The sequence below is a fragment of the Nocardia sp. NPDC050435 genome, from assembly GCF_040655395.1.
In the GTDB taxonomy this organism is placed as follows: Bacteria; Actinomycetota; Actinomycetes; order Mycobacteriales; family Mycobacteriaceae; genus Nocardia.
In genome coordinates this window covers 509,339-534,059 of record NZ_JBFAJW010000003.1, presented here as the reverse complement: position 1 = coordinate 534,059, position 24,721 = coordinate 509,339, and the positions used below count along the sequence as shown (strand labels likewise).

The following is a 24,721-nucleotide window of genomic DNA, read 5'->3' as shown; positions in this document are numbered from 1 at the left end:
CCGTAACGTTCCCGCTACCAGACAGAGCCGTGTGGAGGGAGTGGAAACATGCAGGTGGCGGTGATCGGTGGGACCGGAGTGCTCGGTAGCGCCGTGGTACGGGAATTGGGCAAGCGCGGGCAGTCGGCACGGGTGGTGAGCCGGAACGCGCCGCGCGACACTACGATCGACCACCGCCCGGCGGACCTGAGCACCGGCACGGGCTTGGCGCAGGCGCTCGACGGCTGCGACGTGGTGATCAACGCGGTCAGCACGCGCAGCAAGTTCGACGCGGTGATGGTGGACGGCGTGCGCGCGCTGCTGGCGGCCGAGCAGGCCGCGGGCGTCGGGCATCACGTGGAGATCTCGATCGTGGGCTGCGATCTCGTGCCGTTCGGCTACTACAAGGCCAAGGTCGCCCAGGAGGAACTCGTCGCCGCCGGGCCGGTGCCGTGGACTCTGCTGCGCGCCACCCAGTTCCACAATCTGGTGGCGGAATTCGTCACGCTGCCGACCAAGTGGCGGATCGCGCCGCGGTTCGCGGCCAAGGCCCAGCCGATCGATGTGGACGAGGTCGCGGTGCGGCTGGTCGAGGCCGCGCAGGCCGGCCCCGCCGGTCGCCTGCCCGATATCGGCGGCCCGGAGGTGCTCACCTTCACCGAGGCGGCCCGGATCTATCGCGAGCACCTCGGGCGCAAGGGCCTGCCGGTCCCGATCCCGTTGCCCGGGAAGGCCGGACGCGCGCTGCGCGCGGGCGCCCTGTGCGTGGGCCCGGACGGCGCGCGCCTGGGCATCGGCTTCGCGGAGTGGCTCGCGCGCCGCTAACCGGGAATCAGTCCCGCGTTGCGTCCGAGGTCGGTCAGGACCGCGTCGAACAGCACCTCGGGGTGTGAGAGCGGGATCGGATAGTTGCCGAAGACCTCGAGCGTCACGTGCCCGTAGAGCCGGGCCCAGATCTGGATCATCAGATACGTGACGCCGAGGTCGAGCTTCTCCGCCGGGAACTTCTGCTCGGATTCGGACAGGGTAGCCAGCAATTCGGTCTGGAACTGCACCAGGTCTTCGCGCAGTTCCGCCGGAATGACGTCGGTGCGCGGGGTGATGACGTCGAAGGTGGCCAGCAGCCGGCCGGCGGCGGCCAGGAAGATCCGCCCGAACGGTTCGTCGAAGCGGCGCATCATCGGCGCGGCCCCGACTCCGGGCGAGGCGAACACCAGCGTGAATTCCCTGGTGTGTGCCAGCGCCCAGCGCCGGAAACCCTTGCAGATGGCGAAGAACTGCTCGGCGCCCTCCTCGGGCAGCGCGGCGATCTCGTCGGACAGTTCCGCGGCCAGTTCGGCGCAGAAGTCCAGGCGCATCCGCTCGAGCAGATCGTCGCGCGAAGTGCAGTGCCGGTACAGCGCCGGCGCGGTCACCCCGAGTTCGCGGGCGATCGCGCGCAGCGTCACCGCCTCGACGCCCTCGGCGGTCAGCAACGCCCGGGCGACCCGCCGGATGTCGGCGTCACTCACCACGGGCGCGCGCCCGCGCGATCTGGCCTCACTCATACCGCCACCTCACCACGGCCGCGCCGCGTCGCGCTACCGCGTGCCCGGGCCCGGCCGCCCGAGGGCGGCCGGGTCACGCGCCGTCTCAGTTGTATTCGACCTGCCAGCTCTTGATCGCGTTGAGCCACCCGGACCGCAGCCGGACCGGCTCGGAGACCTGCTTGAGGTTCGGCATCACGTCGGCCAGGACGTTGAACATCAGGTCGATCTCGAGGCGCGCGAGGTTGGCGCCGACACAGAAGTGGGTGCCGGTGCCGCCGAAGCCGACGTGCGGATTCGGGTTGCGCAGCACGTTGAACTGGTAGGGGTTTTCGAAGTGCCGCTCGTCGAAGTTGGCGGCGCTGTAGAACATGCCGACCCGCTGGCCCTTCTTCAGCTCCTGCCCGGACAGGACGGTGTCCTGCATGACGGTGCGCTGGAAGGCGATGACGGGGGTGGCCCAGCGCACGATCTCGTCCGGCGCGGTGCGCGGGCGTTCGGCCTGGTAGAGCTCCCACTGCTCGGGGAAGTCGACGAAGGCCTTCATGCCGTGGGTGATGGCGTTGCGGGTGGTCTCGTTGCCCGCCACCGCGAGCAGGATGACGAACCAGGCGAATTCGTCGGAGGCCAGCGACTCGCCCTCGACGTCGGCGTTGAGCAGCGTGGACATGATGTCCTCGGCGCCGCCCAGGTCGACCGGGCACTTGCGCTTCTCCTCGGCGAGGTTCCAGGAGTAGCCCATGACCTCGGCGGTGGCGACCTTGTGGTCACCTTCGAAGGACGGGTCGTCGTAGGAGATCATCTCGTTGGTCCACTGGAAGATCTTGCCGCGATCCTCCTGCGGGATGCCGATCAGCTCGGCGATGGCCTGCAACGGCAGTTCGCAGGCGATCTGCTCGACGAAATCGCCGCCGCCGGTCTTCTTGGCCTCGTGCACGATCCGCTCGGCGCGCTCGCGCAGCGCCTCGCGCAGCGATTCCACCGCGCGCGGGGTAAAGCCCTTGGAGATGATGCGGCGCAGCTTGGTGTGGCGCGGCGGGTCCTGGTTCAGCAGCAGGAAGCGCTGGACTTCGATCTCCTCGCGCAGGATGTCGCCGTAGAAGCGGATGACCGCGGTGTTCTCCTCCGAGGAGTAGACCTCCGGGGTCTTCGAGATCTCCTTGATGTCCTCGAGCTGGGTCACCGCCCAGTACCCGTCGTCCTGGAATCCGCTGCCGGCCTGCGGCACCCAGTGGATCGGGGCGGTGCGGCGCGCCTCGGCGAATTCGGCGACGGGCAGGCGCTCGGCGAGCAGGTCGGGATCGGTGAAGTCGAATCCTGCGGGGACGGATGTGGTCACGGCTATCTCCTACCGGTCCGGGGCAGCGGACCTCACAACATTGTGTAGAACACGTTCCAGTGAGGAGATGAAACCACACGACCGGGTCGCGTGAACAGTGTTTAGTAAAACCCGTTTAGTTTTGCCCGGTCAGGTGCCCACGAGCGCGTTCATGATCGTGCCCGCGCTGGTGGCGATCACGCCGCCGACCATCGCGCCCGCGATCATCTTCGGCGAGGTCATCGCGCCGCCGGTCCACTTCTCCCAGGCGAATTTCCCGCCCGCGAAGATGATCGCCAGGATCCCCGACAGGATCGCGAACCAGGTGATGTACTGCACCATCTTCATGATCTTGTCCGCCAGCGGCGGACTCTCCGGTGTCGGGTTCCCGATCTGCGCGAGCAGGGTCTCGCCTATCGCCGTCAGCATGCCTCACCACCAAATCCTCGTCGCGACCAAACTTTCATCATCGCGAGGGATACCCACTCGAGGCGAGGGTTCACACGACAGTCCCCTTGACAGATCGCCTGTGCCACAGACCAGCTCGACTGTTTTGTTACCGGGGAGGACCTGCGCCGCCGGGGCGAAGCCGATACCATCGTCGTGAAACCCTGTCGGCCCGAGTGGAATGAGCAGCACTGGCGATGATTCTTGTCACCGCGTTCGACACCCTGGCCCAGATCGGCAACCCCGCGCCCGAGGCGCCGCCGATCGCGGACAAGTTCCAGCAGATGGTCAGCTACTTCACCTGGTTCGTGTTGCTGGCCGGCATCGTCGCGATCATCTTCGCCGGCGGCAAGTTCGCCTGGGAGAAGTGGACAGGCGGCGGTCTGGAGTCACCGAAGATGGTGGCCGGAGCCATGATCGGCGGTGTGGTCGCGACCAGCGCCGGCACGATCATGAACGCCCTGATCTAAGCCTTCGAGGATTCCCGGTAGCCCGATTCGACCAGCTGCCGCAGATTCTTCTCGGCGTGCCGGATGGCGGGGCCGATGAAAGCCTGGATCGCCAGGTCCAGTGGGCGCCCGGCGATCCCGCCGCCGATCGAGTAATCGCACACCACCGTGATCCTGGTGGTGTCGGAGTCGAGCGTTTCGAACAGCCAGCGCATCTGCCCTTCGGCGGCACGCAGCGTGAACACCGTGTGCTCTTCCCATTCGACCACGTCGACGCGCACGTGCATCGTCATCGGACCCAGGTTGATCGCGGTGTCGAAAACCGTGCCGAGACCGCTGCTCTGCTCACCGGCCGGCTTGAATTCCTTGATCCCGAACATCCAGCGCGGCACATTGCGATAGTCGTTGACGTACTCGAACGTGAAGTCCCGAGGCGCGTTTCCGACCGCGGTGTGCTCGACATGTCCCATAGGTGATCCCCTTCCCGGAATGCCTTCCGAGCGTATGCCTTTGGGCCGCGCACCGCCGGGCGAGAGATCAGTAACCGGTCACTGTCCGGTAATCCAGCTGCCGTGGAATCCGAACGGCACCCGGCGCGGAAAATGCACGGCGGCCACCGGTTCGGTCAGGTCGTCGGCGTCCAGGATGACCAGATCACTGCGGTCGGTGCGCGCGTCGTAGACATAGGTCATGAGATAGCCCGCGCCGCCGGGGTTCTCGTCGGCCGGCACGAACACCGCCTCGCCCGGGATTCGGCCCGGGCCGAACTCGTGGGCGGTGCGGGCGCCGGTTTGCAGGTCGTAGCGCAGGAGCGCGCCGCTGTCCTTGCCCGCCACCGTCGCATGACCGAAACGCGCGGGCAGTCCGGCCAGCCGGTCGTCGATGCGCGGGAATTCGGCTGCGCGGTCGTCGATCTGACGTTCCTCGACCGTGCCGGCGGCCAGATCGATGGTCCAGCGCCACAGCGTGGCCTCGTCGAACGTCGCGGACCCGGTCCGCCACAGCTCCGGATAGCGCATCACCTCGAGCACGATGCGGCCCGGCTCGTCGTAGGCGTTGAGGGTGTGGAAGACGTAGCAGGGATCGATGCCGAACCAGCGGATCTCGCCGTGCGGGTCGTCGCGGCGCAGCACGCCGAGCCGGGCGGGATAGTCCTCGCGCCAGCCGAACGGCATGCCGCCCCCGCGGATCGCGGTCTCCGCGTCGAAAACCACCGGTAGATCCATGAAGACGACATGCGCCGCGGTGAGGTTGAAATCGTGCTGCATGGTCGGGGCGGGCACGTCGACCGGGCGGCTCACCACCAGGTTCCCGCCGGCGTCGGCGCGGTGGTAGGTGAGGTACGGGGCCGACATCAGCTCGTAGCCGAAGAAATGCAACTCACCGGTGACCGGGCAGGTCTTGGGATGTGCGGTCATCGCTGTGGTCAGCTTGCCGTCGAAATCGTGCGGGCCCACGGTGTCCAGCTCGCAGGTGATCTCGTAGGGGAACGAGGATTCCACCAGTGCCAGCACCCGCCCGGCGTGCCGTACGACATGCGTATTCGCCACGCCCGCCGTGAGATCGCGCCCCTCGGGTCCGTAGCCGCGCGCCCCGGCGGTGAAGCTGGTGGTGCGCACCCAGCGGTTGCGATAGGACACCGCCGTGCCGTTCTCCAGGCGCACGCCGTGCACCATGCCGTCGCCCAGGAACCAGTGCGCGGACGCGGCGGCATGCGGGTTCGGGCCGTTGCGCAGATACCAGCCGGTGAGCTCGTCGGGGATGCGGCCGGTCACGGCGAGGTCGAGGACGGTGAGTTCGTCGGCGACGGGGGCGTAGTTACCGGTCAGGTGCGGAACAGTCATGGGGGCAACCGATCTGGATCAGGGTGTGGCGAGGGCCTCGGCCCGCGCCCGCACATGGGCGACATAGCGGAGGGTGAAGACGACCGGAACCACGAACACCGTGACCATCGCCGCGAAACGCGGGCCCGGAGCGTGGGCGAGCAGAGTCAGCGCGACAGCGCCGAGGACGAAGCACGCCGTCCAGACCGAGGTGAGCACATAGTTCAGCCGAATGAACAGCGGCTCCTCCCAGACCTCCTCCGGCGCACTCTGTTTCGCGATCGCGAGGGTGAACGGGACGCCCGCGGCCAGCGAGACGCCGGCGACGACCGCGAGCACGGTGTGCGACATGGCGGGCACATAGGCGTGCAGGCCGGTCCGCGGGTCGGCGAAGGCGAGCACCGTGATCGCGGCGAAGAACAGCGCCGCGCCGAACTCGAGGACCAGCTCCGCCGGCTCGCTCCCGGCCCGCGTCCGGAGTACGAGCTCGAGCACCGCCAGCGCCAGAGCGGTCAGCGCCGCCCATTGCCAGTACGCGCCGGGTACCGCCGCGAAGACGATCCAGGGGGCGAAGGTGCGCAGATACGACATGTCCGACGGTCTCCTCGACATTCCAATTTAGACATGTCGAATGTAGATACTCCGTTCCGCACATGTCAATAGTGGAATGTATGATCGTCGGCATGAGTCTTCGATACGCCGTGCTCGGCATGCTGGCCGAGGGCCCCGCCAGCGGGTACGACCTGCTGCAGCGGTTCAAGGGCTCACTGGCCAACGTCTGGCCCGCCACGCAGAGCCAGCTCTACACCGAGCTCGGCAAGCTGGCCGAGAGCGGCGCCATCGCCGTCTCCGACGAGGGCCCGCGCGGCCGCAAGGAATACACCCTCGCCGCCGCGGGCCGGGCGGACCTGCGGCGCTGGCTCACCGAGACCGAGCCGAAGCCGGTGTCGCGCAATGAAATGTTGCTGCGCGTGTTCTTCCTCGGCGTGCTGGACCACGCCCAAGCCCGGGATTACCTGACCACCATCGAAACCCGGATGACCAAGGCGGGCGCCGAACTCGCCGACCTGGAGGCGGCCATTCCCTGGGACGACGACGAATTCTCCAGGTACGGGCACATCGCACTGGAATGGGGCAAGCGCTTCTACGCGATGAACGAGGAGTGGGCGCGCTGGGCACTCACCCAGATGCCACCGCCCCGGAAGTAGTCCGCTGGTTTACTGCCCGCTACCACGGGTAGCCACCGAAGTGGTGGTGCAGAACAGTCGCCACCACTACGCAACCTTCGGACGGAGGACGTAATGGCTGCTACGCCACGAGGTTTCGCGGCAATGGATCCTGAACGGCAACGCCAGATCGCCAGCCAGGGCGGCAAAGCCAGCAGCGGCAGTTTCGACAACGATCCGGCCCGGGCGCGGGCAGCGGGCAAGAAGGGCGCCGCCGCGCAGCCCGTCGAGGCCAAACGCCTCGGCGGTGCGCACAGCCACCGAAACCGCTGATCACGGACGTACCCGGAGGAGCGAGGCCACGGCCTCGCTCCTCCGTACTGTCATCTCGCCTCGGCCAAGCTATCTTTGGAACAGCCTGACCAGCATACGTTTTCCGGGATGATGACCAGGGATGGTGCCTGCCGGTGAAAGGGGCAGTAGGGTGGTAACTCACGACCTATTGATTGATCATGTATTCCAGGGGGGATCATGTCTGATCTGAATGTCGACCCCGAGGCCGTCGCCACCTACGCCGCGGCCGCCGCCGAAGTATCCGGTCTGCTGGGCGCCACGGCCAGCAACACCGACACCGCCGCCGGCGCGGATCTGTCCGGCCTCGGCCTGCTCGGCGCCGATTTCGCGCAGGCCTGGACGGGCGCGGCGCAATCGCACGCCGATACGGTGCGCACCGCCGCCGCGCTGATCGACGCGCACGCCACCCTGATCAGCGCCTTCGCCGACCGGGTGCAGAACATCGATGCCGCCGCGGCCGCGGCGCTGGCCCGCCTCACCGATCAGGAGGGCTGAGCCGTGCCGACCACCAGCAGCGACCACGCCACCGTCAAAGCGCTGATCGCCCCGCTGCTCCAACTGCGGGACGCCGTCGGCGACGGCACCGAGCCGAGCCCGGAGACCACCGCCGCCCTGGCCGCCGCCGCGGACGCCGCCGAATCCACCGAATCGCCTGTGCGCACCGGCATCTACCAGCTGGAGTCGACCGACAGCGCCGAGGTGGTGCTGCCCACGGTGAAGAAGACGGGCTCCCAGGTCTCCACCTTGGGCGCCAACAGCAACGCCCTGCGCAGCCTGCTCACCAAGGCCTACAGCACCCGCTCGACGGCCGCCGCCAAATTGGACCGGCTGATCGCCGAGTTCCGCGGCAAGGCCAACCCGATGGCCGAATCCGCGCAGTCGCAGGCCGATGTGGACAAGATCATCCGGCTGGCCCGCGATTACATCGCCGACGGCATCACCGTCGTCGATACCGCGCGCGAGGAGATGTCCACCCTGCAGCGCCAGGCCAACGCGCTCACCAACAACAGCTCCGACGACAAGTCGACGCTGAAGAAGTACCTGTCCCAGAGCGGTATCGGCGGCGACGATTTCGACGACGGCGAGAACGACGACGTCGACGATGTCACCGACGCGCAGACGGCGCTGCAGAAGGCGCTGATCAGCGGCGGCGTCACCCTGGGCAAGGAGGTGATCAGCGCCGGCGTCACGCTCGGCACCGAGATCATCGACGCGCTGGTGTCGCTGGGCACCGAGGTGATCGACAAGGCGGCGGGCCTGGGCGAGAAGGCGATCGACGAACTCGCCACCACCGCGCAGCAGGCCATGAGTCCCCAGACCGCCGCCCCGGGCACCACCACTCCCGCTCCCGGCACCGGCACGCCGAACAGCAACGGCGCGGGCGCCGGCACCGGGCCCTTCGGCGTGGGAGGCAACAACACGAGCGCGCCGCGGCCGAGCGAACCGGCGGCGCAGGCCAAGCCCACCACCCAGGATCCCACCACGGCGGATCCCGCCACGCCCGCGCCGTCCGTCCCCCGCACGCCTGCGCCGGCCCAGGCCGCGCCCGCGCCCGGGTTGGTGGTGCCGCCCGTCGCGAAGCCGAACGACCAAGGCCAGGACCAGGACCGGCCGAAGCCACGCACCGGTCAGCTCGGGGTCACCCCGCAGCCGTCGTGAGGTGAGGGAGCATGGCCCGACTCCCCCGCCGCAGGAAGCGCCGCCCACCCGAAGCCCCGGCCGCACCCGCGGCCGCCGACAACCCGTTCGTCCTGCCGGGCCTGCCCGCTTTTCCGGGGCTGGACGAACCACGTCCCGGCAAACGGAAGCGCGGCGCGAAGAAGCGTCGTCGCCGTCCGGTCCAGGAGTACGAGGAGCCCTGGGACGCCGAGAAATTCGCCAAGCAGTGGAACCACTCCACCCCGCCGCCGGTCCTGCCGCCCGCCGACGGCGCGGCCGTGTGGGCCGGCGAATGGGCGGACTGGGTCAGCGACCCGGAGCACCGCGCCCCGGTGTCCGACACCGCCGAGTACGACGACGAGGAGTTCCCCGAGGACGAGCCCGAGTGGGTGGAAGAACCCGCCCCCCAGTACGACCACGACACCGACTACGTCGACAACGGCACCGCCGCCCGCGCGGCCTTCCGCGACCGCTCCGGCGGCCGGGGCATCCTGCGCGCGGCCGCCGACCGCAAGTTCGCCGCGGCCGAGGGCGGCGGCCTCTCCAAGCGGATGCGGCTGGTGGCGGCCCTGGTGGTCTGGGTGGTCGTGGTGGCGGTGGTCGCCGTGGTGATCAGCTCCACCCGGCGCGAGGAGCCGCCGCCGGTCGCCGCGCCCACCTCGGCCACCCAGGCGGCGCAGCCCTCCGCCGCCACCTCCCCCTGGGGGCACGCCACCACCGGATGCCAGAAGACCCGCACCCCCGGCGCGGCCGTCGGAGCCGAGCCCGGCTCCACCGCCAGCGCCGTCGACGCCATCTTCGGCTTCGAATGGGCCTACTACGTCGACCGCAGCGCCGCCAAAGCCCGCGCCTACACCGCCCCCGACGCGAAAATCCCACCCGCCGAAACGATTCAGAAGGGGATCGATCAGCAGCCGCGCGGCACCAAGTACTGCGTGTACCTGACCCAGGCCGACAAAGACGGGTACCTCTGGAATGTGGAGTTGCACGAGAAGTGGCCCGGGGACGGGGAACCGCAGAAGTACGGGCAGACCATCGCCACCGCGCGGTTCGGTGATCGGACGTTGATCACGGCGATCATGGCGAAGTAGACGTCGGTGTTCCCGGCGGCGCGTGCCGGCTGTTCGCCTGATGGCACCCCCTGCGGCTCGCTGGATCGGTCGACCGGTGGCAATCGAAATCGTGCAGCTGGAGCGCGGCCTTACTTGTGTCGGCGCATCATGATCACGGCTCAGCTCTTTGCGGCCCCCGGTCGGCGTTGCCGGGCGCGGTGGGCAAGCGTCGCGATGACGTGCCGCCAGGCCGGGGAGGCTTCGGCGATCCCGGCGGCGATCAGGGCCGAATCGCCAGAGTTGGGGCGATATTTCCGCTGCCAGACGTCCAGATCGTCGATCAGCTGATCCAGGCGCGGATCGTTCGCGTCCCACTCGGCGGCGGTGTCGGTGGCGCTGAACAGGCGCACGGTCTCGGGGTCGTCCAGCTCGGCGTGCTTGTCCCGCACACGCCCCGGCAATGCTCCGGGCTCCATCGCCTGCAACAGGATCCACGCGTCCCGCTCCATCCGCACCCGGCGTTCCCCGATCCCCAGCCCGCGCATCCGCTCCAGCACCCCGACCACCCCCGGCGGCAGCACCAACCGCTCACCGCTCTCCAACGCCGCTATGCGTCGCCGATGCGCGTTGAGCTGCCGCACCTTCCGCACGAGCTCGGCATCGATTTCCGCCACGGCCGCGGCGAACTCGCCCGGCTCGGCCCGCAGCAGCGCCTCGATCCGCCCCAACGGCACCCCCGCCTCGGCCAACGTCCGGATCCGTATCAAATCGACCGCCGCCTGCGCGCTGTAACGCCGATACCCCGACGCGTCCCGCTCCGGCTCGGCCAGCAACCCCACCTGGTGATAGTGGCGAACGGTCCGCACACTCACCCCCGCGGTCGCCGCCAGCCTGCCGATCGTCAACACCCGGCCGAGTCTAGGCCCGCGCGATCACCTCACGAACAGCCAGCACGACCTCGTCCGCCCGGTCGAAACACACCCGATGATGCTCGGTCTCCAGCAGTATCCGCTGCTCACCCCACGTAGCCCGCCCCACGAGCGCCGCATGCATCCGCCGCTTCCCCTCCTCCAGCTCCCGCTGCTCCGGCACACCACTCACCGCCGTCAACGCGATCATCGGCACATCAGGCACCTCCGCCCCCGCCCGCAACTCCGCGGCAAGCCCCGCCAGACAGCTCCGCTCCGCGATCCCCGACCGCATCCACTCCACACTGTCCTTCGCAGCCATCAGCGCTTCCCGCACCGGCTCGGGATATCCTGCCAGCAACTCGGCATGCATTGCCCGCAGCGCGGGCCGCATCGCCGCCATCTCCTCGATCCCAGGCCCCACCCGCTCGGTCTCCGCCAACCGCGCCCCCACCGGCATGAACTCGTCCCAATCCCGATGCACGACATCGATCCACACGAACCCTGCCACCTCCTCGGGATACAACTGCGCGAACCGATGCGCGTAGATCCCCCCGAGCGAATGCGCCGCCAGCACATAGGGCCCCGCAATCCCGAGCTCTTGCAACACTTCCCGCAACTCCACCGCAACGGCTTCGGCCGACCGCGGCAACTCCACCGCATCGCTGTACCCCGTCCCACCCCGGTCGTAGATCACAGCGGTCGCGAACTCCGAAACCCCCTGCTGCACACCGTAGTAATCCAACCCCACCGCACTGGCCCCCGGCAGAAACACCACCGCCGGCCCCCTACTCCCGGCCCGATGCGCGAACACCCGCCGCCCACCGACCTCCCGAAACCCTCCCACCGGCGGAACCAGCCGCCCTCGCACCTCGATGTCATCCGTCATACGACAACCCTCCAACCCTGACGCAGCGTCAGGGTCAACCCCGCACCTCAAAACCCGCGCCCCCGCTCACGCCCCTTCCGCACCCCCTCGGCCTCAGGCAAACTCACCGCCCCCTGCGCACACCACTGATGAAACCACAAGCGCCCCCGCCCATTCCCCGTCGTCACCACACAACTGACATACGCGATCCACGCCCCCTCCGACGTCCGCGCCCACGCATGCAACAACCCCGGCACCCGCCCCGCCAACACCAGCCCACCCTTCCGCACCCGCAACGGCACCTCCCCCACTCCCCCAGCCCCCGCGATCAGCAGCCCGACATCGACAACCACCCGCCGCGGCGGGTACACAGCCCGATACGAGGGCGGTTCGAACGGATCCGGCCACTCCTCGAACATAGTTTCGAATGCTACTGCATTGCCGATCTTGCCCGACTCCCTCACCGCTCCCCGAATAAGCACACGTCAACGACCAACGATGCCCACGCCGACAGTGCCGCCCAGAAACCCGATAGCCATGATCAGACATCGAATCGCCACCCGGAGCTTCCCGTACCGATGCCGATCGATACTCGCCCCGATCCACAACTCGATGGCCGCGCCACGTAGTTGCTGCTCCGGTGACGCGTTCGCGACCACGTCATAGAACTGCTCGAACGACGACCACTCAGCGCTGTAATACGGATAGGCGTAGACGCGAGACACCTCGGTATGCAGCTGATCCCAGCTCTTCACCCATCGCTCCGGCGTTATCAACGCGTGGGAAGAGACCAGCGCCATCGCCGCATTGACCACCGACGCCGCGACGAACAGCAAAACCACCAGTGCCAAGCAGATCATCGCGACGCTCGGCCGTGACGCACCCTTCACCGTGAACGCGAGAGCAGTCCCAGCGACCACGAGCGCGTTCGTGCTCAACACGGAGTTCGCACGGGCGGATACCCCGGCGCGATGCTGATCCTCCCGCAGGATATGCCACCGGATCTCATCGAGAATCAGCCCTCTGCGCCTGCCATCAGGCCGCCCCACCGACGTCATCTCTAGAGCATTGATCGATCGGCTGCCGCGGTAAATAGACGCGGCGAGCAGCAGGCGCGGCCCGCATTCAACAATCTATTGGTGTAAGGGCGGCGTTCTGGATCGATCCTTCTCACAAAGGACACGAAACCGCCGATCAGAGCCGATTTGTGGGGCGGGTGGGGCTCGAACCCACGACCAATGGATTATGAGTCCACGGCTCTAACCGACTGAGCTACCGCCCCGTGTCGCGCGGGAGGCGCGACGTGGGGATGGTACCGGGTGGGGGTGGTTCGGTACCAGTTGGCCGGCGGGGGGGCGTTAGGGTGGGGTGGACCGCGATCGAGTGGAGGTTGGGATGGCCGATCTGTTCGCGAAGGTGCTGAAGGCGCATCAGTGGGTGTATGAGCGCAGTGGTGGGCTGGTGGGGCACCGGGTGCTGTTCGGGAATCCGACGCTGCTGCTGCGCACGACGGGGCGCAAGACGGGGCAGGTGCGGACTTCGGCGCTCACCTACGGGCGGGACGGGGCCGACTATCTGGTGACGGCGTCCAATGGCGGGTCGCCGCGGCCGCCGGGGTGGCTGGCGAATGTGAAGGCCAAGGGCGAGTGCGAGATTCAGGTGGGGCGCAAGCGGATGGCTGCGGTGGCGCGGGCCACCTATCCCGCTGATGCCGACTATGCACGACGGTGGGCGATAGTCGACAAGGTCAATCAGGGCCGTTACAGCGAGTATCAGAAGTTGACGAAGAGGCCGATCGCAGTGGTGGTGCTCACTCCGGTGAGCTGAGCTTCTAGTCGTCTTCGGCCCACTCTCGGCCGGCAACCGATTCTTTGCTGTCCCAATAGCTTCGGACCTTGGGTGGTCGGCTGGCGAACTGGACGACGGCGAAGACGAGGACAAGGACGCCGATGACGACCCCCACGACGATCAGAGTTTGCACGCAGGCACCCTAGCGTTCAACCAGGGCGCCCGCATGATGTGAAACGTGGATCACATCACATCGTCAGCAAGGTGCGCCCGATGGCGGCGCGGCTTTCGATCGCCGCGTGCGCGTCGGAAGCGTTTTCGAGTGGAAATGTCTGGCCGATAACGACTTCCACCTCACCGGCCGCCACGGCGTTCGCGGCGCGGGCAGCCAGCGCGGCCCAGTCGGTGTCGGGGCCGGTCACGTCGAAAAGTCCCCTCACATCGATACCGCGTTCGACCAGGGCCGCTCGGTCCAGATCCGGGAAATCGCCTGCGGCGGAACCGTATCCGAAGAAGCGACCGCCATCGGCCAGCGCTTCGGCCGCGGCCGTTCCCAATTCGCCTCCGGCGCCGTCCAATACGGCGTCGACACCGCCACCGCTCGCGGCGGCGCGCACCTTCTCGACCCAGCCGGGCTCGGAGTAGTCCACGACGACCTCGGCGCCGAGCCGGGCGGCCAGTTCCAGTTTGGCACTACCGCGCGCGGCGGCGATCACGTGCGCGCCTGCGGCACGGGCGAATTGGGTGAGCAGGGTGCCCAGCCCGCCGCCGGCGGCGGTGATCAGCACCCACTCCCCCGGTCGCAATGCGACCTGGTCCAGGAGCGCGAGGGTGGTGCGGCCGTCGTGGGTCAGCGCCACGGCCTGGGTCAGCGACAACGCTTCCGGCACTTCGGTCACGGTGTCGACCTTGGCGAGCGCCAGTTCGGCGTAGCCGCCGATCGGCAGGCCGCCGCCGACGCCGCTGGCGGCGGTCTGCGCGCCGACCCGCTTGCCGAGCCAGGATTCGGCCACCTCCGGGCCGACCGCCGTGATCACCCCGGCGACCGCCCCGCCGGGCACGTACGGCGGCTCGACCTTGAAGTAGTCGGTGCCCCACCCGCTGCGGAGCCGGGCGTCCAGGAACATCACATCGGCCGCGCCCACCTCGATGAGCACCTCACCGGGGCCGGGCACCGGATCCGGCACCTCCCGTAGCCGAAGCACCTCGGGTCCACCGAATTCGACTGCCTGCACTGCCCGCATGATCTTCTCCTGCCGCATCGTCTGTCTCGAACGAATCCCACCCTGCTACCTCAACAATGGTTCAGGTCAACTGCGGTGCGGCGTTGCTCGCTCAGAGCGAAATCGCACCGGGATCTAGCGCGTGAGCCGACGAACCAGGAGGAACAGGCCGGCCGTGACCGCCGCGGCTACCGCCGCGGCTACCGCCGCGGCTACCGCCGCGGCGATGTACCAGCGGTCCGCGCCGACCCCGGCGTGCAGCACCGCGAACAGCGCGCAGCCCGCGACGAGCACCGGAAAGAAGCGCAGGAAGTAGCGCTCGGCCTCGTCGGCCCGCATTTCCGTGTCCGCGGCGGGGTCGGCTTTGGCGGCGGCGACGAGCGTGACCAGCCGGATCGCGAAGATCGCCATCGCGGCGGCGAGGACCACCGCCACGACGAGATAGCGCTCGACCAGCAGCACCGCGGACACCCCGGTGGCCGCGCCGATCGCGAGGAAATACAGGACGAGTCCGGCTCGGCGACCGCGATCGAGTTCAGGCCGGGCCGCCGCAGCTTTCCGCCCACGCAGATAGCCGATGACGTCGCGGGCCAACGCGGGCAAGCCGTACAGAAACATCACGCCGAAGCCGGTGCAAAATGCCACGGCCAAGCCGATATCGACAGAATTCATCGAAATCCCCCCGGATTCGAGACCGGCGCCGATCTCCCCTCGGCACTCGGTTCGGGAACTCTCCCCAGACGTTCCCGTACCTGATTTGTTCCCGCACGGCGGGTCGTTCAACCCAGGACGGAGATCGCGATCCTGTCACGGATCCGGTCAGGAACCGCCGCCACAACTACTGCTCGACCCACCACCACAACTACTGCTCGACCCACCACCGCAGCTACTGCTGGACCCGCCACCGCAACTACTGCTGGACCCGCCACCGGAACATCCGCCGCTCCCACCCGAGCAACCCGATCCCCCACCACACCCGCTGCCACCGGTGTTCCAGTCGTGCGAATCCGCCCCACCACCGGCCACCCACGGCGAGTAACCGCCCGGCCGGTGCCGCCGCGGATCGAAAGGCGGGTTCGACCGGCCCACGGCTTTCACGATCGCCACGACGACCGCGACGATAATCCCGATCATCGCGAGAAACATGAACAGCACGATCAGCAGCGCGACAATACTCATGGCCGAATGCTAACGGCCCGCGCCGATTCGGGGAATGCGTTATTCCATGCGAAGCGCTTACAGTGAATCGTGGTGAATCTGTGCTTCCCGAACCGCTCCCGCCGGATTGATCTGCGCGAGGTCGACAAGGCCGTCGCCGCACTGGAACTGCCCGAGGCGATCTTCAAGACCTGCCCCTGGCAGCCGCGTGACCTGGTGGAAACCGGGTTGCGGCAGTGGTTGCGCTGCTGCGGCGCCGCGATGCGCGACGATCAGGTGATCGGCATGCCCTCGCACGCCGTGGACGAGGCCTGGCACGGGCTGATCCTGTGCACGCAGCGCTACGCGGCCTTCTGCGACGCCGCCTACGGCCGGTTCCTGCACCATTTCCCCGACGGCGACAACTTCTCGCCCCGCCCCACGCGGCCGGGCGCTTCGCACGGCTCGATGGCCGAGCAGCTGGGCCGCACGGTGGTCGCCTGGTCGCTGGTCGCCGAGCCTGGCGAGACCAGCGTGCTGTGGGACCTCGACACCCAGGTGGGCGTCGAGCATCCGTGGGGCATCGGCGCCGGGAGGGTCGCGGCCATCGAGGCCGAACTCTCCCGGCCGGCGAAGAACTAGGTGAGCTTGACCCGCGCCGCGAAGAATCGCACGACCGCGGGAGCGAACCGGTTGAACTGCAACTGCAGCCGCGCCTCGGGGGTGACCGGCACGATGGCGCGGTTGTTCTCCACGGCCCGCACGATCTGGGCCGCCACCTTGTCCGGGGTGTAGCGGCGCATCCGGTAGAGCTTGTCGTACTGCTCCTGCTTGCGCTTCTCCTCCTCGGCGCTGACGCCCGAGAAGGTGGTGGTGGCAACGATATTGGTGTGCACGATGCCGGGACAGATGGTGTGCACCGCGATACCGCGCCCGGACAGCTCGGCGCGCAGGCAGTCGGAGAACATGTACACCGCCGACTTGCTGGTGGAGTACGCGCTGAAACCCTGCTGCGGGCTGTAGGCCGCCATGCTGGACAGGTTGACGATGTGCCCGCCGAGCCCGCGCTCGGCCATCGCGGCGCCGAAGGCCCGGCAGCCGTTGACGACGCCGCCCAGGTTGATCCGCAGCACCCGGTCGAATTCCGCCGACGGGGTGTCGAAGAAGCCGCCGGCCTGCCCGATGCCGGCGTTGTTGATCAGGATGTCGGGCACCCCGTGCGCGGCGATGACCTCCTGCGCGTGCGCCTGCACCGCCGCCTCGTCGGCCACGTCGAGCTGATAGGCGTGCGCCCCACCGTTTTCGGCGGCGATCAGCTCGGCGGTCTGCTTCGCGGCGTCCAGATTCACGTCGGAGAGCACGATTTCGGCGCCGCCGCGGGCGAAGGCCAGCGCGGTCTCGCGCCCGATGCCGCTGCCGCCGCCGGTGATCACCAGCAGCTGATCTTCGAAAGGCTTTCTGGTGCGCCCGATCTCGGCGCGGCGCAGGCCGCGCGGCACAGTGCCGCCGCGCAGGCTGTCGATCAGCTCGGTGGTGGCGGTGGCCAGGAGCTCGGGGTGCGAGAACGGCATCCAGTGCCCGGCGGGCACGTCCCGGCGCCACAGCCGCTGGGTCCACTTGCGTTCGTCGTCGTAGCCGGCGGGCCGCACCGCGACGTCGCGGCCGGCGACGATGAGCTGCACCGGCACCTCGGTGTGGCGCTCGCGCGGGGACAGCATCCGCTGCACGATATTGGCGCGGTAGATGAGCAGGCCGTCGACGCTGTCGCGCCGGAAGGTCGGCCCCAGCTTCACATTCGCGGGCGCGGTGTCGTTCATCAGCGACACCACGCGCTGCCAGCGCTGCTCGGTGCCGAGCAGGTTGAACGCGACGCGGGGCAGCCCGGGCGTCATGAAGAAGAACGTGTACGCCGAGGACATCAGCTGGGTGAACGGCTGCCACACGTTGCGCGGCGTGGGCCGGGACAGCCGGTCCCGCATCCACTTTCCGATGTGGTCCAGGTTCGGGCCGGACACCGAGGTGAACGAGGCGACGCGGGCCTTGGCCTGCGGCTCGCACACCGCCTCCCAGACCTGCACCGAACCCCAGTCGTGGGCCAGCACGTGCACCGGGCGGTCCGGGCTGACCGCGTCGGCGACGGCGTAGAAGTCGGCGGCCAGCGCGTCCAGCCGGTAGTCGGCGGTGCGCTGGGTGCGGGTGGACCGGCCGTGCCCGCGGGTGTCGTAGGCGACCACGTGAAAACGCTGGGCCAGCAACGGCACCACGGAATCCCAGAGGTGGTGGGTATCGGGCCAGCCGTGCACCAGCACGATGGTCTCGGCGGCCGGATCGCCGTATTCGTATACGGCGAGCTCGAATTCACCGTGGCGGACGATCCGCTCCGTGGCGATCGAGTCGATATCGGTCGTCGTCATCGACAGTTCTCCTAGTTCCGGGATCAGAGGTCGAGCACCAAACGGCCGCCGTCGCACCGCGATACGCAGATCAGCATGGCTCCGGCGTCGTGTTCGGCGGGGGTCAGCACGGTTTCGCGATGGTCCGGCTCGCCGGCCAGCACCCGGACCTTGCAGGTGCGGCAGAAGCCCTGGCGGCAGGAGTACGGGCGGTCCGGGCGCTGGGCGAGGACGGCGTCGAGCGCGGACTTGTCCGGGGGCACCTCGATCACCGCACCGGTGGAAGCGAATTCGATCTCGAACGCCTTGCCGTTCACGATGGGGGGCGGCGAGAAGCGCTCCGAATGCATCTCGACGCCGGGCCGCAGCCGCACCGCGGCGGCGATGGTGCTGATCATCGGCACCGGGCCGCAGCAGTAGACGGCGGTGTCGGCGGTGACGCCGGGCAGCAGCGCCTGCGCGTCCGGCAGGCCGTGCTCGTCGTCGGTGCGGACGGTGACTCGTTCGCCGAAGCTCTCGATCTCCTCGAGGAACGGGATGGTGTCGCGACTGCGCCCGGTGTAGACCATCGACCAGTCCAGCCCGAGCCGCACGGCCAGCCGGACCATCGGCAGGATCGGCGTGATGCCGATGCCGCCGGCGACGAAATGCAAACGGGCGGCCGGGGATCCGTGCCCGGGCACGGCGAACGGGAAGGCGTTGCGCGGGCCGCGCACCGTCAGCGGGGTGCCGACCGGGAGTTCGTCGTGCACCTCGTTGGAACCGCCGCCGCCGTCGGGGATGCGGCGCACCGCCACGCGGTAGGTGCGGGTGTCGGCCGGGTCGCCGCAGAGCGAGTACTGGCGCAGGCGGCCCGAGGGCAGCTCCAGATCCAGGTGCGCGCCGGGCCGCCACGGCGGCAGCTCACGCTGGTCGGGCGCCTGGAGCAGCAGGCTGACGACGTCCTGATCGTGCGCTTCGATGCGGCGTTCGGTGACCACCAGGGCGAGCCGGCCGTCATCGGAGCGCGGCGTCAGGTCCTTGCGGTTGACGATCGCGGTCCAGCGCAGGCGCGTCGTCGCGACGGCGTGCAGCACCTTGATCGCGCGGTCCTGCTTGGGCTTGCCGAACAGGTCGCCCGGCAACTGCTCCGGAACGGGCAACATCGTCACGACGCGACGGCCTGGGCCGCGGGAGACTTGGCGAGGTAGGCGACGGCCTGGGCCGTGGAGCCGACGGAGCCGGGGTTGTAGTTCGGCTTGAACGTCGACAGCGCGCTGATCAGCAGCGAGGGCACGCCGGGCAGCGCACCGCGCCACATCGAACCGAAGACCTTGGTGATCAGGCGCGGGTAACCGTAGTCGGGCAGCTCCGGATCCTGATGCACCATGAACTTGGTGCCGCGCACCACCAGCGTGAGGAAGATCGGGAAGGTCAGCGTCATCAGCGCCGCGCGCCGCACGTAGCCCGCGCCGAAGTAGAGCGCCACGTCGTGGGCGACATGGCGGTGCTCGACCTCTTCGGCGCCGTGCCAGCGGAACAGGTCGGCCATGCGCGGTTCGGCGCCGAACTTCTCCAGATCGGCGTTGAGGATCCAGTCGCCGAGGTAGGCGAAGAAGTGCTCGAGACAGGCGATGAACGCCAGCCGCTCCACCAGCACCTGCCGCTGGGCGACATCGTCGCCTTCGCGCGGGCCGAGCGTCTTGCGGAACAGGTATTCGGCCTGGCGCAGGTAGCGGTCCGGGTCGATGCCGTTGGCGGCCAGCACCTCGTGCAGCACCTTGTCGTGGGTTTCGGCGTGCATGGACTCCTGGCCGATGAAACCGAGCATCGCCTCGCGCAGCTTCTCGTCCTTCACGAAGGGCAGGGCCTCGGCGTAGGCGGCGCAGAACATCCGCTCGCCCTCGGGGAGCAGCAGATTGAGGGCGTTGATCAGGTGCGAGGCGATGGGTTCGGCGGGCATCCAGTGCAGTGGGGTATCGGCCCAGTCGAATTGGACGTTGCGCGCGTGCAGAGCGACCTCGCCCGGATCGATCTCCGGTCGCCGGTCGTTCCAGCGAAGTAGCTTCATCGATACTCCCTCGATCCTGACGAACCACGCCGCGGCCCGGACCTTGCCGCAACGCTGCGCACCCTGCTGTGGTCTCGATCATACACATATGTAGGACTTCGAGTAACACACATAGCGCCGACCACATCGAGCAACGACCCGGGCGGTTCGCACACGCATTCGACAAAACCGCCCGCTCGAACGGATCATGTGCGCTACCTTGATATTTCCCGCCAGCATTCGGCCGATACGGCCCGCATCCCGCCAGAAACTAGAACACGTTTCAGTACGCTTCGGCTATGGAACGACTAACCGGATTGGATGCCAGCTTCCTGTACCTCGAGACCGGGACCCAGCACCTGCACGTCTGCGCGCTGCTGATCCTGAAGCCCGCGCCCGGAAGCTATTCGTTCGCGGAATTCAAAGCCGAACTCGGGCGGCGGATCCCGCTGATCCCGCAGATGCGCCGGCGCGTCCACGAGGTGCCGTTCAATCTCGACCATCCGGTCTGGGCCGAAGACCCCGACTTCGATCTCGACTATCACGTGCGCCGCATCGGGATTCCCGCCCCGGGCGGCCGCCGCGAACTCGCGGAGCTGATCGGCGACATCGCCAGCCGCCCGATGGACCGCGACCGGCCGCTGTGGGAGATGACCGTGATGGAGGGCTACGACGGCGACAAGATCGCGGTGATCTCGAAATATCACCACGCCGCCGTCGACGGCATCACCGGCGCCGACATGATGATGTATCTGTGCGACACCGAGCCCGGGCGCACGCACACCGCGCCGGCCGAGCCGAGCGAACTCGCCGTCAAACCCACCGATCTGCGGCTGCTGGCCGAGGCGGTGGTCCGGTTCCCCGGCCGGGTGGGCGTGGTCGGCATGGTGCCCAAAACCGTGGGCCTGCTGGCGGGTTTCGCCCAGCGCCGGCGAAACAACAAGGCGGGCATGGCCTTACCGCTCACCGCCCCGCGCACGCCGTTCAACATGGCCATCACCCCGCACCGCTCGGTCGCCTTCACCGAGACCGAGCTGGCCGCGATCAAGGAGATCAAGCTGGCGTTCGGGGTGAAGGTGAACGACGTGGTGCTGAGCGTCGTCGGCGGTGTCCTGCGCGGCTATCTCGACAAACACGATGAGCTGCCGGATCGTTCGCTGATCGCCTCGGTGCCGGTCTCGGTGCACGAGCAGTCCCGGCACACGGACGGGATCAACAAGGTGTCCTCGCTGTTCTGCGAACTCGGCACCGACATCGCCGATCCGGTCGAGCGCCTGCGCACGGTGGCGGCGGCGAACCAGAGCGCGAAACAGGAGCACGAGCTGGTCGGCGCGGACTTCCTCCAGGATTGGACGCGCTACGCCCCGCCCAACACCTTTCAGCTGGCGGCACGGGCGTATTCGGCGCTGAAACTTGCCGAGCACCACCCCGTCGTGCACAACCTGGTCGTCTCGAACGTGCCGGGACCGCCGATGCCGCTGTACTTCCTGGGCATCGAGGTGGCGGGCATGTATCCGTTCGGGCCGGTGTTCCACGGCGCGGGACTGACCATCACGGTGTTGTCCACCAACGGCGCACTCGACTTCGGCTTCATCGCCTGCAAGGAACTGGTGCCCGACGTCGAGGACCTGGCCGACGCGGTACCCGGCGTGATCGCCGAATTGCTCAGCGCCGCACGCGCTTCGGGCTGACCGCCGAGCGGGCGGCCACCGCCGCGCAGGCTTCGAGCAGCACCGGCACGAACTTGTCCGCCGCGAACGCGCACGCGGTATGACCCGCCTTCACCAGATGGATGCTCGCGCCGGGGATCATCGTCGCCATCTCCAGCTGGCGGTACACCGGGATCGCCTTGTCCTTGGTGGTGATCACCACCGCGGTGGGCGCGGTGAGCGTGGAAAGCCAGGCGCCGCTGTCGAATCGGCCGACCGCCGCGACCACCTGCGCGATCGCCCATCCGCTGGTGCTGCGCAGTTCGGTCATCGCCCAGCGCTGCATCCCGCCCGGGGCCCAGGTGTGCCGGGGCAACTCCGGCAGGCGGCCGAGCAGGTGCTGGGCGCGACGCAGCGAGTACGGGCCGAGGGCGTCGGCGACGGTGCCCCAGGCCAGATGGAACGCGCGCTCGCGCCACTTCTCCTGGAAGCGATAGGGCGTGGCGCACAGGACGAGCCCGCGCACCCGATCGGGGTGCCGGTGCGCGGCGAGTTGCGCGACCACCCCGCCGAGCGAGTAGCCCACGCAGATCGGATCGGGGATGCCGAGGGCGTCGGCCACGGCGATCACGTCGTCGGCGCAGTCCTCGACGCTGAAGCGGTCGGACTGGATGCCGCGGCCGTGCCAGCACTGATCGAAGAGCACCACGCGGTAGCTGCGCGCCAGCGCCTGCAGCGCCGGGAACCAGGTGAGATACGCGGTGGACGCGGTGCCGTGCAGCAGGATCAGCGTGGGCGCGTCCGCGGGACCGGGTATGTCGACGACGTAGGTGCGCCCGCGCCCCGGCAGGTCGAGCAGCTGGCCGCCGGGAACCTCGGCGATATCGGGAACACCCGCGCGGCCGCACTTGCGCATCGGCACCGCGGCGGCATTTCGATCGGGGTCCATCGTCAGCCTCCTAGAACACGTTCTAATCCATGGTGCCACAGCGGATGCTCGGGTGCGCCCGGTGCAATCGCCCGGAAGACACCTGGCACAGTGACATTCCGTGCGGCCAGTCCTGCTGAGCGGTATCCGTTCGCCGCGGAAATACACCACGATTCTGTAACGTGTCTCACCGAATAGGCGGCGATGAGACGGAGGTGGCCCGAATGGGTCGATTGACCGGCAAGGTGGCACTGATCAGCGGCGGCGCGCGCGGCATGGGCGCCGCGCACGCCCGCGCCATGGTGGCCGAGGACGCCCGCGTGGTGATCGGCGACATCCTCGGCGACGAGGGCGCCACCCTGGCAAAGGAACTCGGCGACAACGCGACCTACGTCGCTCTCGACGTCCGCGAGAAGCAGCAGTGGGTGGACGCCGTCGCCACCGCCGTGCAGCGCTACGGCTCGCTGAACGTGCTGATCAACAACGCCGGCATCGTCAACGGCAACCTGCTGCCCGACTTCGAGCTGGCCGAATGGCAGCGCATCATCGACATCAACCTGACCGGCACCTTCCTCGGCATGCAGGCCGCGGTCCCGGCCATGATCACGGCCGGCGGCGGCTCGATCGTCAACATCTCCTCGGTCGAGGGCCTGCGCGGCAGCCCCGGGCTGCACGGATACACCGCCACCAAGTTCGCGGTGCGCGGGCTCACCAAGTCGACGGCGCTCGAGCTGGCGCAGCACAACATCCGGGTGAACTCGGTGCACCCCGGACTGATCTCCACGGCCATGACCGAGGGCATTCCCGCCGACTTCTTGCAGATCCCGCTCAAGCGCGCGGCCGACCCGGACGAGGTGTCCAAGCTGATCACCTATCTCGCCAGTGACGAGTCGTCGTATTCGACCGGCGCGGAATTCGTCATCGACGGCGGATTGACCGTCGGCATCCCGCACAAGACCTTCTAGATCACCCCGTCGGAGGGCAGCGCCCGGTCGAGCAGCAGCGCGAGCAACGGCAGCGACGCGAAGGCCAGACAGGCCGCGAGGTGAATCCAGCGGTGCGTGTACAGCGCGCCGATGAACTCACGCAGGATCGCGTTCGGCAGGTAGTAGAACGCCGTCGGCGAGCCCGTCACCTCGGCGTCCAGCCCGAGCCGGCGCGCCAGAACGGCGGTCCGCAGGATGTGGAAGTTGCTGGTGACCAGCAGCATCCGGACCTGCGGGCCGACCAGTTCAGCGGAGTAGAGCAGGTTCTCGCGGGTGTTCGTCGAGCGGTCCTCGAGCCGGATCGCCGCGGCGGGCACGCCCCGGCGCACCAGATAGTCCGACATCGCGGCGGCCTCGGAGACCACCTCGTCCGCGCCCTGCCCGCCGCTGGGCACCAGCAGCGGCCGCCGCCCCTGGGCGACCTCGGCGCGGTACACCTCCAGCGCGCGGTCGAGCCGCCCCGCCAGCAGCGGCGTCACCTGCGTACCGTTCAGGCCCGCCCCGTGCACGACGATCGCGTCCATGCCCGGGCGGTAGCGCAGGCGGCCGTAGACGAACGAATAGAGCACGAACGCCACGAGCAGCAGACCGGCGTAGCAGATCGCCAGCGTCACCATCGCGGTCGCGATCACGACCCAGGTGTTCTCGGTCAGCAGCGCCGCCACGAACAGCACATACGGGGCCAGCAGCGCGACGCCCAGCCCGAGCGAGAGCATGTTCGCCGGGCGCATCCGGTGTTCGCGGCGAATCAGCTGCACGCCGTTGACGATCAGCAACCCCGCCAGCACCAGCACCAGCAGCGGGGACAGCAGGAGCAGCAGTCCGGCCAGGATCGGCAGCAGGCTGTCGCCGTCGGCGTGCACCAGCCACAGCCCCACGCAGATCAGGCCCAGCAGCAGGAACACGCCATTGCCCAGGCGGCGCCGATCACCGCGGAAGCGCAGCGCGAAGACGCCGAGCAGCACCAGTCCGATCAGCAGCAGGATCACCCCGGCCACGGTAGCCGACGTGAATGACAGCAAATCTCCGGCGCGCTTCC

General features: G+C 68.5%; 28 protein-coding genes and 1 tRNA gene. 11 read left to right on the top strand and 18 right to left on the bottom strand.

What is annotated here, in order from left to right; genetic code table 11:
• The first annotated feature begins 48 nt into the window (after positions 1-48).
• Entirely contained in the window at positions 49-804 is a 756-nt protein-coding gene (locus tag AB0I43_RS10980; protein WP_356970795.1) for an NAD(P)H-binding protein, read from the top strand.
• On the opposite strand, the gene AB0I43_RS10975 is transcribed toward AB0I43_RS10980, so the two are convergent.
• From AB0I43_RS10975 to AB0I43_RS10965, 3 genes are all read right to left on the bottom strand, one after another.
• Positions 801-1,526: a TetR/AcrR family transcriptional regulator gene (locus AB0I43_RS10975; RefSeq protein ID WP_356970796.1), complete on the bottom strand. Its 726-nt coding sequence runs from the start codon at positions 1,524-1,526 to the stop codon at positions 801-803. The genes AB0I43_RS10980 and AB0I43_RS10975 overlap by 4 nt on opposite strands.
• Positions 1,527-1,611: 85 nt before the next feature.
• Entirely contained in the window at positions 1,612-2,844 is a 1,233-nt protein-coding gene (locus tag AB0I43_RS10970; RefSeq protein WP_356970798.1) for a cytochrome P450, read from the bottom strand.
• 129 nt (positions 2,845-2,973) lie between these two features.
• Positions 2,974-3,252, bottom strand: a complete 279-nt coding sequence (locus AB0I43_RS10965; protein WP_356970800.1) for a hypothetical protein — start codon at positions 3,250-3,252, stop codon at positions 2,974-2,976.
• 215 nt (positions 3,253-3,467) lie between these two features.
• On the opposite strand from AB0I43_RS10965, the gene AB0I43_RS10960 reads away from it, so the two are divergent.
• On the top strand, positions 3,468-3,740 hold the full coding sequence (locus tag AB0I43_RS10960; RefSeq protein WP_356970802.1) for a hypothetical protein: 273 nt from the start codon (positions 3,468-3,470) through the stop codon (positions 3,738-3,740).
• Here the strand turns inward: AB0I43_RS10960 and AB0I43_RS10955 are convergent.
• The 3 genes from AB0I43_RS10955 to AB0I43_RS10945 form a co-directional block, all read right to left on the bottom strand.
• Positions 3,737-4,189, bottom strand: coding sequence for an SRPBCC family protein (locus tag AB0I43_RS10955; protein ID WP_356970803.1), 453 nt, complete (start codon positions 4,187-4,189; stop codon positions 3,737-3,739). The two genes, AB0I43_RS10960 and AB0I43_RS10955, sit on opposite strands and share 4 nt — an antisense overlap.
• Positions 4,190-4,267: 78 nt before the next feature.
• Positions 4,268-5,563, bottom strand: a complete 1,296-nt coding sequence (locus AB0I43_RS10950; protein ID WP_356970804.1) for a carotenoid oxygenase family protein — start codon at positions 5,561-5,563, stop codon at positions 4,268-4,270.
• An 18-nt stretch (positions 5,564-5,581) separates the two neighbouring features.
• Positions 5,582-6,133: a hypothetical protein gene (locus AB0I43_RS10945; protein WP_356970806.1), complete on the bottom strand. Its 552-nt coding sequence runs from the start codon at positions 6,131-6,133 to the stop codon at positions 5,582-5,584.
• A 92-nt stretch (positions 6,134-6,225) separates the two neighbouring features.
• Between AB0I43_RS10945 and AB0I43_RS10940 the strand changes: the two genes are divergently transcribed.
• From AB0I43_RS10940 to AB0I43_RS10920, 5 genes are all read left to right on the top strand, one after another.
• The gene (locus tag AB0I43_RS10940) at positions 6,226-6,750 is read left to right on the top strand and encodes a PadR family transcriptional regulator (protein ID WP_356970808.1); all 525 of its coding nucleotides are present in this window, start codon (positions 6,226-6,228) and stop codon (positions 6,748-6,750) included.
• A 93-nt stretch (positions 6,751-6,843) separates the two neighbouring features.
• Positions 6,844-7,041 carry a KGG domain-containing protein gene (locus tag AB0I43_RS10935; RefSeq protein ID WP_356970810.1) on the top strand — a complete coding sequence of 66 codons (198 nt, stop codon included), beginning with the start codon at positions 6,844-6,846 and terminating at the stop codon, positions 7,039-7,041.
• Positions 7,042-7,239: 198 nt separating this feature from the next.
• Entirely contained in the window at positions 7,240-7,557 is a 318-nt protein-coding gene (locus tag AB0I43_RS10930) for a hypothetical protein (RefSeq protein WP_356970811.1), read from the top strand.
• A 3-nt stretch (positions 7,558-7,560) separates the two neighbouring features.
• Positions 7,561-8,721 carry a hypothetical protein gene (locus AB0I43_RS10925; protein ID WP_356970813.1) on the top strand — a complete coding sequence of 387 codons (1,161 nt, stop codon included), beginning with the start codon at positions 7,561-7,563 and terminating at the stop codon, positions 8,719-8,721.
• Positions 8,722-8,732: 11 nt separating this feature from the next.
• Complete coding sequence (locus tag AB0I43_RS10920) at positions 8,733-9,812, top strand: hypothetical protein (RefSeq protein WP_356970814.1); 1,080 nt, start codon at positions 8,733-8,735, stop codon at positions 9,810-9,812.
• 140 nt (positions 9,813-9,952) lie between these two features.
• On the opposite strand, the gene AB0I43_RS10915 is transcribed toward AB0I43_RS10920, so the two are convergent.
• The 4 genes from AB0I43_RS10915 to AB0I43_RS10900 all read right to left on the bottom strand — a co-directional run bounded on the left by AB0I43_RS10915 (position 9,953) and on the right by AB0I43_RS10900 (position 12,831).
• The gene (locus AB0I43_RS10915; RefSeq protein ID WP_356970815.1) at positions 9,953-10,681 is read right to left on the bottom strand and encodes a MerR family transcriptional regulator; all 729 of its coding nucleotides are present in this window, start codon (positions 10,679-10,681) and stop codon (positions 9,953-9,955) included.
• Between the two features lie 10 nt (positions 10,682-10,691).
• The gene (locus AB0I43_RS10910; RefSeq protein WP_356970816.1) at positions 10,692-11,570 is read right to left on the bottom strand and encodes an alpha/beta hydrolase; all 879 of its coding nucleotides are present in this window, start codon (positions 11,568-11,570) and stop codon (positions 10,692-10,694) included.
• Positions 11,571-12,034: 464 nt separating this feature from the next.
• Positions 12,035-12,607, bottom strand: a complete 573-nt coding sequence (locus AB0I43_RS10905) for a hypothetical protein (RefSeq protein WP_356970818.1) — start codon at positions 12,605-12,607, stop codon at positions 12,035-12,037.
• Between the two features lie 150 nt (positions 12,608-12,757).
• Positions 12,758-12,831, bottom strand: a tRNA-Ile gene (locus AB0I43_RS10900).
• 113 nt (positions 12,832-12,944) lie between these two features.
• Between AB0I43_RS10900 and AB0I43_RS10895 the strand changes: the two genes are divergently transcribed.
• Positions 12,945-13,376, top strand: a complete 432-nt coding sequence (locus AB0I43_RS10895; protein WP_356970820.1) for a nitroreductase family deazaflavin-dependent oxidoreductase — start codon at positions 12,945-12,947, stop codon at positions 13,374-13,376.
• A gap of 4 nt (positions 13,377-13,380) precedes the next feature.
• Here the strand turns inward: AB0I43_RS10895 and AB0I43_RS10890 are convergent, their stop codons facing one another.
• The 3 genes from AB0I43_RS10890 to AB0I43_RS10880 all read right to left on the bottom strand — a co-directional run bounded on the left by AB0I43_RS10890 (position 13,381) and on the right by AB0I43_RS10880 (position 15,232).
• A complete protein-coding gene (locus AB0I43_RS10890) occupies positions 13,381-13,530 on the bottom strand; it encodes a hypothetical protein (RefSeq protein WP_356970821.1) in 150 nt (49 codons plus the stop codon).
• Between the two features lie 55 nt (positions 13,531-13,585).
• On the bottom strand, positions 13,586-14,581 hold the full coding sequence (locus AB0I43_RS10885) for a zinc-binding dehydrogenase (RefSeq protein WP_356970823.1): 996 nt from the start codon (positions 14,579-14,581) through the stop codon (positions 13,586-13,588).
• Between the two features lie 114 nt (positions 14,582-14,695).
• The gene (locus tag AB0I43_RS10880) at positions 14,696-15,232 is read right to left on the bottom strand and encodes a hypothetical protein (protein WP_357431799.1); all 537 of its coding nucleotides are present in this window, start codon (positions 15,230-15,232) and stop codon (positions 14,696-14,698) included.
• A gap of 576 nt (positions 15,233-15,808) precedes the next feature.
• Here AB0I43_RS10880 and AB0I43_RS10875 point away from each other — a divergent pair.
• The gene (locus AB0I43_RS10875) at positions 15,809-16,339 is read left to right on the top strand and encodes a hypothetical protein (RefSeq protein ID WP_356970826.1); all 531 of its coding nucleotides are present in this window, start codon (positions 15,809-15,811) and stop codon (positions 16,337-16,339) included.
• Here the strand turns inward: AB0I43_RS10875 and AB0I43_RS10870 are convergent.
• From AB0I43_RS10870 to AB0I43_RS10860, 3 genes are read right to left on the bottom strand one after another with little or no spacing between them, the layout of a single operon-like run.
• The gene (locus tag AB0I43_RS10870; protein WP_356970827.1) at positions 16,336-18,111 is read right to left on the bottom strand and encodes an SDR family oxidoreductase; all 1,776 of its coding nucleotides are present in this window, start codon (positions 18,109-18,111) and stop codon (positions 16,336-16,338) included. The genes AB0I43_RS10875 and AB0I43_RS10870 overlap by 4 nt on opposite strands.
• Positions 18,112-18,134: 23 nt before the next feature.
• Complete coding sequence (locus tag AB0I43_RS10865; protein WP_356971418.1) at positions 18,135-19,235, bottom strand: PDR/VanB family oxidoreductase; 1,101 nt, start codon at positions 19,233-19,235, stop codon at positions 18,135-18,137.
• 2 nt (positions 19,236-19,237) lie between these two features.
• Complete coding sequence (locus tag AB0I43_RS10860) at positions 19,238-20,140, bottom strand: metal-dependent hydrolase (protein WP_356970828.1); 903 nt, start codon at positions 20,138-20,140, stop codon at positions 19,238-19,240.
• Between the two features lie 278 nt (positions 20,141-20,418).
• Between AB0I43_RS10860 and AB0I43_RS10855 the strand changes: the two genes are divergently transcribed.
• Positions 20,419-21,810, top strand: coding sequence for a wax ester/triacylglycerol synthase family O-acyltransferase (locus AB0I43_RS10855; protein ID WP_356970829.1), 1,392 nt, complete (start codon positions 20,419-20,421; stop codon positions 21,808-21,810).
• Here AB0I43_RS10855 and AB0I43_RS10850 read toward each other — a convergent pair.
• Positions 21,785-22,717: an alpha/beta hydrolase gene (locus AB0I43_RS10850; RefSeq protein ID WP_357431797.1), complete on the bottom strand. Its 933-nt coding sequence runs from the start codon at positions 22,715-22,717 to the stop codon at positions 21,785-21,787. The genes AB0I43_RS10855 and AB0I43_RS10850 overlap by 26 nt on opposite strands.
• A gap of 203 nt (positions 22,718-22,920) precedes the next feature.
• On the opposite strand from AB0I43_RS10850, the gene AB0I43_RS10845 reads away from it, so the two are divergent.
• Positions 22,921-23,661, top strand: a complete 741-nt coding sequence (locus AB0I43_RS10845; RefSeq protein WP_356970833.1) for a glucose 1-dehydrogenase — start codon at positions 22,921-22,923, stop codon at positions 23,659-23,661.
• Here the strand turns inward: AB0I43_RS10845 and AB0I43_RS10840 are convergent.
• Positions 23,658-24,671 (bottom strand): YdcF family protein, encoded by a 1,014-nt coding sequence (locus AB0I43_RS10840; RefSeq protein ID WP_356970835.1) that lies wholly within the window; start codon positions 24,669-24,671, stop codon positions 23,658-23,660. The genes AB0I43_RS10845 and AB0I43_RS10840 overlap by 4 nt on opposite strands.
• Positions 24,672-24,721 lie beyond the last annotated feature (50 nt).

What these genes read in the sequence shown, in the direction of transcription:
- AB0I43_RS10865 (WP_356971418.1), bottom strand. Translation starts at nt 19,235, where the DNA reads ATGTTGCCCGTTCCGGAGCAGTTGCCGGGCGACCTGTTCGGCAAGCCC.
- AB0I43_RS10935 (WP_356970810.1), top strand. Translation starts at nt 6,844, where the DNA reads ATGGCTGCTACGCCACGAGGTTTCGCGGCAATGGATCCTGAACGGCAA.
- AB0I43_RS10920 (WP_356970814.1), top strand. Translation starts at nt 8,733, where the DNA reads ATGGCCCGACTCCCCCGCCGCAGGAAGCGCCGCCCACCCGAAGCCCCG.
- AB0I43_RS10945 (WP_356970806.1), bottom strand. Translation starts at nt 6,133, where the DNA reads ATGTCGTATCTGCGCACCTTCGCCCCCTGGATCGTCTTCGCGGCGGTA.
- AB0I43_RS10910 (WP_356970816.1), bottom strand. Translation starts at nt 11,570, where the DNA reads ATGACGGATGACATCGAGGTGCGAGGGCGGCTGGTTCCGCCGGTGGGA.
- AB0I43_RS10855 (WP_356970829.1), top strand. Translation starts at nt 20,419, where the DNA reads ATGGAACGACTAACCGGATTGGATGCCAGCTTCCTGTACCTCGAGACC.
- AB0I43_RS10940 (WP_356970808.1), top strand. Translation starts at nt 6,226, where the DNA reads ATGAGTCTTCGATACGCCGTGCTCGGCATGCTGGCCGAGGGCCCCGCC.
- AB0I43_RS10930 (WP_356970811.1), top strand. Translation starts at nt 7,240, where the DNA reads ATGTCTGATCTGAATGTCGACCCCGAGGCCGTCGCCACCTACGCCGCG.
- AB0I43_RS10955 (WP_356970803.1), bottom strand. Translation starts at nt 4,189, where the DNA reads ATGGGACATGTCGAGCACACCGCGGTCGGAAACGCGCCTCGGGACTTC.
- AB0I43_RS10980 (WP_356970795.1), top strand. Translation starts at nt 49, where the DNA reads ATGCAGGTGGCGGTGATCGGTGGGACCGGAGTGCTCGGTAGCGCCGTG.
- AB0I43_RS10960 (WP_356970802.1), top strand. Translation starts at nt 3,468, where the DNA reads ATGATTCTTGTCACCGCGTTCGACACCCTGGCCCAGATCGGCAACCCC.
- AB0I43_RS10905 (WP_356970818.1), bottom strand. Translation starts at nt 12,607, where the DNA reads ATGACGTCGGTGGGGCGGCCTGATGGCAGGCGCAGAGGGCTGATTCTC.
- AB0I43_RS10880 (WP_357431799.1), bottom strand. Translation starts at nt 15,232, where the DNA reads ATGAATTCTGTCGATATCGGCTTGGCCGTGGCATTTTGCACCGGCTTC.
- AB0I43_RS10860 (WP_356970828.1), bottom strand. Translation starts at nt 20,140, where the DNA reads ATGAAGCTACTTCGCTGGAACGACCGGCGACCGGAGATCGATCCGGGC.
- AB0I43_RS10895 (WP_356970820.1), top strand. Translation starts at nt 12,945, where the DNA reads ATGGCCGATCTGTTCGCGAAGGTGCTGAAGGCGCATCAGTGGGTGTAT.
- AB0I43_RS10870 (WP_356970827.1), bottom strand. Translation starts at nt 18,111, where the DNA reads ATGACGACGACCGATATCGACTCGATCGCCACGGAGCGGATCGTCCGC.
- AB0I43_RS10950 (WP_356970804.1), bottom strand. Translation starts at nt 5,563, where the DNA reads ATGACTGTTCCGCACCTGACCGGTAACTACGCCCCCGTCGCCGACGAA.
- AB0I43_RS10845 (WP_356970833.1), top strand. Translation starts at nt 22,921, where the DNA reads ATGGGTCGATTGACCGGCAAGGTGGCACTGATCAGCGGCGGCGCGCGC.
- AB0I43_RS10885 (WP_356970823.1), bottom strand. Translation starts at nt 14,581, where the DNA reads ATGCGGGCAGTGCAGGCAGTCGAATTCGGTGGACCCGAGGTGCTTCGG.
- AB0I43_RS10965 (WP_356970800.1), bottom strand. Translation starts at nt 3,252, where the DNA reads ATGCTGACGGCGATAGGCGAGACCCTGCTCGCGCAGATCGGGAACCCG.
- AB0I43_RS10850 (WP_357431797.1), bottom strand. Translation starts at nt 22,717, where the DNA reads ATGGACCCCGATCGAAATGCCGCCGCGGTGCCGATGCGCAAGTGCGGC.
- AB0I43_RS10975 (WP_356970796.1), bottom strand. Translation starts at nt 1,526, where the DNA reads ATGAGTGAGGCCAGATCGCGCGGGCGCGCGCCCGTGGTGAGTGACGCC.